The sequence below is a fragment of the Bradyrhizobium sp. LHD-71 genome (assembly GCF_031157255.1).
GTDB lineage: Bacteria > Pseudomonadota > Alphaproteobacteria > Rhizobiales > Xanthobacteraceae > P52-10.
Window position 1 is genome coordinate 55,428 of sequence record NZ_JAVIFX010000039.1, and the last position, 7,384, is coordinate 62,811.

Consider the following 7,384-nt stretch of genomic DNA (forward strand, 5'->3'; position numbering starts at 1 on the left):
GACATGGTTTTTGTCATATCCCTGATGGACCGTTTCCGCACCTTGAGCGTCATGGCGTCCAGCAATGAGCGGAGCATCTCGATGCAGCCGAAGCACGGCAGTCTCCTGGCGCGAGTCGTGATCGCGCTGCTGCTTCTCCTTTGCCTGGCGCGTCCCGGCGAAGCCCAGCGCCCGGCTGACTTGCCAGGCCTCATGCAGCGAATCACCGACCTTGCGAAGGCCGGCCAGTTCGCCGAGGCGACGTCCCTGGCGCGGCAACTGGTTTCCTCGGCAGAGAAGCTTGCGGGCAAAGAGCATCCGCTCGCAGCAACGGCACAGTCCACGCTGGCCGAGCTTCTTGTTCTGCAAGGCCAGCTGGATGCGGCGGAGCCGGTCCTGAAACGCGTGCTCCGCATCCGCGAGAAGAAGCTCGGATCGGAGCATGTCGATGTAGCCGCAACACTTGCGAGTCTCGCCAATGTGTCGATCCAGCGCTCGCGTTACCGCGAGGCCGATCAATATCTGCAGCGCACGCTCAGCATCCGGCAGCGCAAATTCGGGCCCGAGCATGCCGATACCGCCATGACGTTGCTGAGCCTTGGCCGTGTGCGCTACTTCGAAGCGCGTCACGCCGAGGCCGAAAAGCTCTTTCAGCAGGCACTTGCAGGCTTAAGAAAGGCGCTCGGACCGCAGCACATCCAGGTCGCAGTGGCGCTCAACAACTTGGCCGAAGTTTGTAAGGAACAGGGGCGCCTGACTGAGGCCGAAAGCCAGTTCCGCGAAGCTGTCGCCATCCAGGAGCGGCAGTTCGGCCCCCAAAGCATCTACGTCAGTGCTTCGTTGAACAACCTCGGCGATCTCTATCTGCGTCAAGGCAAGTATTCACAGGCCGAAAATCTGCATCGCCTCGTTGTTGAAATCACGCAGAAGGCGCTCGGGCCTGACCATCCTGATTTGGCGAAGAGTCTCAATAATCTCGCGATCACATTCAGCCGTCAGGATCGTGCGAGCGAGGCGGAAGGCCTGCTCAAGCGAGCCCTGGCAATTCAGGAGAAGGCGATCGGTCGCGACCATCCTGAGGTCGCAGCGACGTTGAACAATCTCGCCGACGCCATCGGCGCGCAGGACCGGGCGGGCGAAGCCGAAACCCTCCTGCGTCGCTCGCTGGCGATCCGGGAGCGACAGTTCGATTCTGAACACGCATCCGTGGCCATCGCGCTGGACAATCTCGCCATCGTTCTGGAACGACAGGGCCGGTTTGCGGAAGCGGAGCCTATCGCCCGCCGCTCGCTGACCATTCGTGAGAAAGCATATGACGGTCGACATCCGCTCGTCGCGCGCAGCCTCGAGCGCCTTGCTGTCGTGCTGGATGATCTACGACGGCACGATGAGGCCGAGCCGTTGCTGCGGCGGGCGCTGGCTATTCAAGAGGCGACCCTCGGCGACCGCCATCCTGATTTCGCCATCACCTTGCACAATCTTGCATCCCACTATCGTGATCTCGGACGATGGCAGGATGCGCATGCGGCGTTCACGCGCGCCAGCGCAATTCTGATCGAGCGCAAAGGAGCTGGCGCAGGCGAAAGTCGGTCGGGCGATTTCCGAAGCAACGCGGACACTTTCCGCGGGTTGATCGCGGCGGCCTATCATGCTGCCGAAAACGCTCCCCATGCTGCCAGCGCGAAACTGCGCGCGGACGCTTTCGAGAAGGCGCAGTGGGTGACCGGTGCGCGAACTGGCGCTGCGGTTTCGCGCATGTCGGCACGCCTTGCCGCTGGAGGCGGCAAGCTTGGTGAACTGGTGCGCGAGCGTCAGGATCTGGCGGAGCAGGCCGTCGCCACGGACCGTGCCATGATCGCATTATTGTCTCAGCCGATGGAGCAGCGTGGATCCGCGGCACAGGCGGAGCTGCGCGAACGCATAAACGGCATCGCGCGCCGAATGAAGGACATCGATGCCGCACTCGATGTCGAGTTTCCAGATTACGTGGCGCTGACCAGCGCTGCTCCGGTTTCTCTCGATGACGCCGTCGGTTTGCTTCGTGCGAACGAGGCCCTGCTGCTGTTTGTCCCGACCAAGGACGACATTTATCTCTGGGCGGTGACGCAGGGCGCGGACCGCTGGGTTAGAATACCGCTCGCGGCGACGGCCTTGGACGAACTGGTGGCCGCCCTGCGCTGCGGGCTCGATCGCGACGGCGCCTGGACGGGGGCCGGTGCGCAGCGGTGCAGAAATCTGCTTCGGAGTGTGGGGACGGCGAATATCGAAACGGCCAAACCGTTCGATCTCGTGCGCGCGCACGAACTGTACAGCGCGCTGTTCAGCCCGGTCGAAGACCTGGTGAAAAACAAGCATCTTTTCGTCGTTGCGGCGGGGCCGCTTACCAGCATTCCGCTTCATGTGCTGGTCGCAAGCCCGCCCGCAGGCAAGTCCGTGGACGATTATCGCTCGGTAGATTGGCTGGCGCGCCGTGCCGCCATCAGCGTGCTGCCTTCCGTTGCCAGCCTCAAAGCGTTGCGCTCGCTTGCCCAGCAACGTCCGGCGGGCCAGGCCTTCATTGGCTTCGGCAATCCACTGTTGTCAGGATCCGACGGAAACGATCGCAGGGCGTGGACAAGGCAAGCCTGTCAGGAAGGGGCACCACACGAAGTCAGTGTCGCCAGCCGTGCCCCTGCGTCCCCGGCACAGAGAGGCCGGCGCGCCAATGTCGAGGCATTGCGGCACCAACCGCCGCTTCCGGAAACGGCCGATGAACTGTGCACCGCGGCGCAACTGCTTGGCGCGCCGCTGAGTGCCGTGCGCCTCGGAGAGAGCGCGACGGAACGCGAGATCAAGGCGCTCTCGGTCACCGGCGAACTCGGGCGCACGCGCTACCTGCACTTTGCAACGCACGGGTTGCTTGCGAGCGAAAGCGAGGACGTGGCGCAGGCCGCGGCCGAGCCGGCATTGCTGCTCACGCCGCCGCAACGTGCGAGCGAGGAAGATGATGGCCTTCTGACGGCGTCGGAGGTTGCGCAGCTGAAACTCGATGCCGACTGGGTGATCATGTCGGCTTGCAACACGGCCGCCGGCGACAAGCTTGATACCGAGACGTTGTCAGGTCTCGCGCGGGCCTTCTTCTACGCGGGCTCGCGTGCGTTGCTTGTATCGCACTGGTATGTCGACAGCGAAGCGACGGTAAAGCTTGTCACGAATACCTTCGCGGCCATGAGCAGTCGCCCCGGCATAGGACGCGCCGAAGCGCTGCAACGCGCCATGCTGACTTTGATCGATCAGGGCGGCCGTATGGCCGATCCGGCCAACTGGGCGCCGTTTGTCGTCGTCGGCGAGGGTGGGGGCTAGCTGGTAGGAGCGCTTTAGCGGCGTTGCGTGCCGCTCACTTGGCGCATTGCGTCACGCAAGCACCCGATGCGCGGATGATTCACCGCAACACTGCGGTAGACCAGACCCAGCATCGCGCTGGGTTGTGGGGCCTGTAATCGGATTCGGCGGACGCGGTTGTTGCGCTCGGCTTCGCGGGCCGTTGAAACCGGAACGCTGCTCACGCCCACGCCCTCGGCGACCATGCGGGCGCTCGTCACCGGTGAATCGGTCTCGCACAGCGGCAGGGGCGGTTCCAACCCGTGTCTCCGAAAGCTGTCCTCCACGAAATTGCGCGCCAGCGAGGGCCGGCGCGTCAACACCCATTGCTCGGCCGTCAGTGTTTGCCACGACACGTTGCGTGACCGTGCGAGTGGATGCGCGGCGGTTGCGATGACAACGTACTCTTCATCAGTGATCCTTTCGAAACGCACGCCCCGTCCGGCGGTGATTGCCATCGCCTCCGGATTGTAGACGGTGACCAGCGCATCGAGCGTGCCGTCCAGCAGCTCCTGGATCAGACCCGGTACATTGTTTTCGCTGAGACTGACGGCCAGTGGCGGCGAGGCCGCCGCGAGGCGCGCAACGACGCGCGGCAGCAGGCTGACCGAAAGGAAGGCGGGCGCGCCCAGGCGCAGGATGCCGGCCACTCTGCCGTCCGGTCCTGCGAACTGCGCTTCGGCGTGCAGGTGCTGCAGTTCTCGCAAAAGCAGGATGGCGCCGTGCATGACGATTTCGCCCTGCAAGGTCTTTTGCAGGCCGCGTGCGCCACGGTTGAAGAGCGGAAAGCCCAGCATCGCCTCGATTTCTTTCAAGGCCTTGCTTAGTGCGGGCTGAGTGAGATTGAGGGATTCGGCGGACTTGCTCAAGCTGCCGGTGCGCTCGATCTCCGCGATAAGCTGCAGGTGACGAAATCGCAGGCGCGCCAGCAAGTGCTGGTCGGTTGGAGGCATGGATCGTGTATATCCAGAAGTAATCGATATATAAGAATATATCACTATACTTTATGGGTCGCGAACTCCAGATTTCCGGTGCCTGACGACCGCAAGCGGAGTTTTCAAATGCAAGAGCGTGCCACAACCCGTCTCCGCGACCTTTTGCGCAGCAAGACTTTTCTGCACATGCCCTCGGTTTACGACGCGCTCACAGGCCGGCTTGTGCAGTCGCTTGGTTTCGAAGCGGCGTATGTCGGTGGTTACGTGACCGGCGGTTCGATGGCTGTAACGGAGCCGCTATTGACGATGACCGAGCAGGTCAAGTTGGCCGCGGACGTGGCCGGCAGCGTCAAGCTGCCAGTGGTCGCCGATGCAGGCGCCGGCTTCGGCGAACCGCTGCACACCATGCGGACCGTGCGGGAGTTCATCCGCGCAGGTGTCGCCGGCATTCACATCGAAGATCAACTTTATCCCAAGCGCGCGCACTATCACAAATACGTGGTGCACGGCGTCCCGGTCGAGGAGTTCGCCGACAAGATCCAGTATGCGATCCGTCAACGGGACGAACTCGACCCCGATTTCGTGATTATTGCCCGCACCGACACCTGCCGTGAACTCGGGCTCGATGAGGCCGTATCGCGGCTCAACCGCGCCGCCGATGTCGGGGCTGATTTGGGCCTGCTCTTTCCCCGGCATCGGAAGGACGCCGAGGAGGCTCCGCGCCGGAGCCGCCTGCCGCTCGTCTACGTGCAAAGCCGCGGCAATCGCGACGGACGCCCGATCTTCAGCCGCAAGGATCTGCAGGACATGGGCTATGTGGCCTGTATCGAAGCGCAGGTGGTGCTGTGCAGCGCGCTGCACTATCACAAGAAGGTGCTGACCGAACTGCGCGAAACCGGTCAGGTCACCAACATGACCAACAGCGAATGGGTGGCGGCGCGCCAGGAGGTCGAGGATCTCATCGATCTCACAGCATACTATGAGATCGAGGAGCAGACCGCAGAAGGACACCGGAAGCGGGGATGACGGCGTGCGGTTCCGTCATGCCGCGGTACCCTCGCGAATCCAGCTTGAGCGCGCTCAAGCCGTCAACTCAGCTCACATCAAGGGAGACGCTCGATGTTGCAATGCAAGTGGATGATCGCCTTGCTGGTGGTCCTGCAGGCAGGCATCGTGCAGGCCAAGGCGCAAGCACAACCCTATCCATCCAGGTTCGTGCGCATCGTGGTCGGTTTCGCGCCCGGCGGAGGCACCGATATCGTCGCCCGGTTGCTGGCGCAGAAATTGTCGGAGTCGCTTGGCCAGACGTTCGTGGTCGAGAACAAGGCGGGTGCAACCGGCACCGTCGGCGCGGCTTTCGTCGCCACATCCCCTGCTGACGGCCACACGTTGTTGATGGGCCACGTCAATTCCAACGCGATTGCGCCGGCGCTGATGTCGCGACCACCCTATGATCCGGTCAAGGACTTCGCGCCGGTGGCCTATATTGGATTTGTACCCAATGTCCTCGTCGTCAACCCGGAGACGCCGGCGAAGACCGTCGCCGAACTGGTGGCATTATCGAAGAGCCGCAGCAACGGCGTCTCCTTTGCGTCGCCTGGGGTTGGCAGCACGAATCAGCTGGCCGGCGAGATGCTGCGCATCGAAAGCGGCGGCAAGTTCCTGCATATCCCTTACAAGGGCAGTGGCCCTGCGATCGTCGATCTGTTGGCAGGCCACGTCGACATGAATTTCGACGCGTTGTCTTCGGTCACGGCCTATCTGAAGTCCGGACAGATGCGGGCGCTCGCGGTCACGACTCCGCAGCGGGATCCGGGCTTGCCGGACGTTCCGACCATGGCTGAGCTTGGATTCCAACGCCTCAAGATCACCAATTGGTACGGTGTCATGGCGCCGGCCGGAACGCCGCCGGATGTACTGAACAAGCTGCACGACGAAATCTATCGCATCGTGCAACTGCCGGACGTGGCCCAGAAGCTCGCCGAGCTCGGCCTGCGTCACGAGCCGATGTCGATCGAGCAGTTCGCGCAATTCATTCGGGCGGAGGCGGAGAACTACCGCGAGATCGGGAAGATAAGCGGCGTGCAGATGAATTGAGTGTTCGCATGGCAACCCAGGCTGCATCTCAGGTGTCGTTTCCAGATCCGCGCCCGGTGAGGATGATGGTCCCGATCGGCGCCACCGACTGCCATATGCACGTCTTCGAGATTGGTTATGCGTTGTCGCCGAACCGCACCTATACGCCGCCGGCGGCGCCTCTGGATCAATACCGCAAAGTCGCCGCGGCGCTCCATCTTACGCGTGCTGTCGTTGTACAGCCGAGCGCCTATGGCACGGACAACTCATGCACTCTCGACGCCGTGGCCGCGTTCGGCCCGTCGGCCCGAGCGGTCGTCGGCATCGACACGAGGATAGCTGACGACGAGCTGGATCACATGCACGCCCGCGGGGCGCGTGGGGTGCGGATAAATGCCGCCAGTCGTGGCCTGCACGACAGCGACGAGATCGCCGATCTCATTGCCACCACTGCCAAGCGCATCGACAGGCTCGGGTGGCATGTGCAGGTCTTCACCGATCTGGCCGTGATCGAGCGTTTGAACCGATGCTTGCGGACGCTGTCCGTTCCGATTGTGATCGACCACATGGGTCTTGCCCAGGCGTCGGAAGGGCCGGCCCAGGCCGGGCTGGCGTCACTGGGTGATCTGCTCGCGAGCGGCCGATGCTGGGTCAAGTTATCGGGAGTCTATCGCGTGTCTGGGCAGGAGCCCGATTTTGCCGACGGCAGTGCGATTATCCAAACTCTCATCGATGCCAATCCCGATCGCGTCGTATGGGGCACGGACTGGCCACATACGGCAAGCCACGGCCACGCCCAGAGCGCAGCTGCGCCGGCAATTGCCTACCGCCCGCTCGATACGGCGGCGCTGCTTGAACAGCTCGCCGCATGCGCCGGCAATGCAAGCGTCGTCGACAAGATCCTCGTCGACAATCCGGCACAGCTATACGGCTTCTAAAGCGTGAAGTAGGTTTGCACTCGGGACTAGTGTCGTGGATCAGAAATTCGCGCCATCGTTGCCGCTAGTCCATCGTGCGAATTTCTGATCCATAAA

General features: G+C 62.8%; 5 protein-coding genes. 4 read left to right on the forward strand and 1 reads right to left on the reverse strand.

Going from position 1 to position 7,384, the window contains the following annotated elements; translation table 11 throughout:
- The first annotated feature begins 81 nt into the window (after positions 1-81).
- Positions 82-3,321, forward strand: a complete 3,240-nt coding sequence (locus tag RCO31_RS31050; protein WP_308972214.1) for a CHAT domain-containing tetratricopeptide repeat protein — start codon at positions 82-84, stop codon at positions 3,319-3,321.
- A 14-nt stretch (positions 3,322-3,335) separates the two neighbouring features.
- On the opposite strand, the gene RCO31_RS31055 is transcribed toward RCO31_RS31050, so the two are convergent.
- Positions 3,336-4,292 carry a LysR family transcriptional regulator gene (locus RCO31_RS31055; protein WP_308972215.1) on the reverse strand — a complete coding sequence of 319 codons (957 nt, stop codon included), beginning with the start codon at positions 4,290-4,292 and terminating at the stop codon, positions 3,336-3,338.
- Positions 4,293-4,400: 108 nt separating this feature from the next.
- On the opposite strand from RCO31_RS31055, the gene RCO31_RS31060 reads away from it, so the two are divergent.
- The 3 genes from RCO31_RS31060 (at position 4,401) to RCO31_RS31070 (ending at position 7,288) form a co-directional block, all read left to right on the forward strand.
- Positions 4,401-5,300: an isocitrate lyase/PEP mutase family protein gene (locus RCO31_RS31060; RefSeq protein ID WP_308972216.1), complete on the forward strand. Its 900-nt coding sequence runs from the start codon at positions 4,401-4,403 to the stop codon at positions 5,298-5,300.
- 93 nt (positions 5,301-5,393) lie between these two features.
- Positions 5,394-6,371 carry a tripartite tricarboxylate transporter substrate binding protein gene (locus RCO31_RS31065; RefSeq protein WP_308972217.1) on the forward strand — a complete coding sequence of 326 codons (978 nt, stop codon included), beginning with the start codon at positions 5,394-5,396 and terminating at the stop codon, positions 6,369-6,371.
- Between the two features lie 8 nt (positions 6,372-6,379).
- Complete coding sequence (locus RCO31_RS31070; RefSeq protein WP_308972218.1) at positions 6,380-7,288, forward strand: amidohydrolase family protein; 909 nt, start codon at positions 6,380-6,382, stop codon at positions 7,286-7,288.
- Positions 7,289-7,384: the final 96 nt, after the last annotated feature.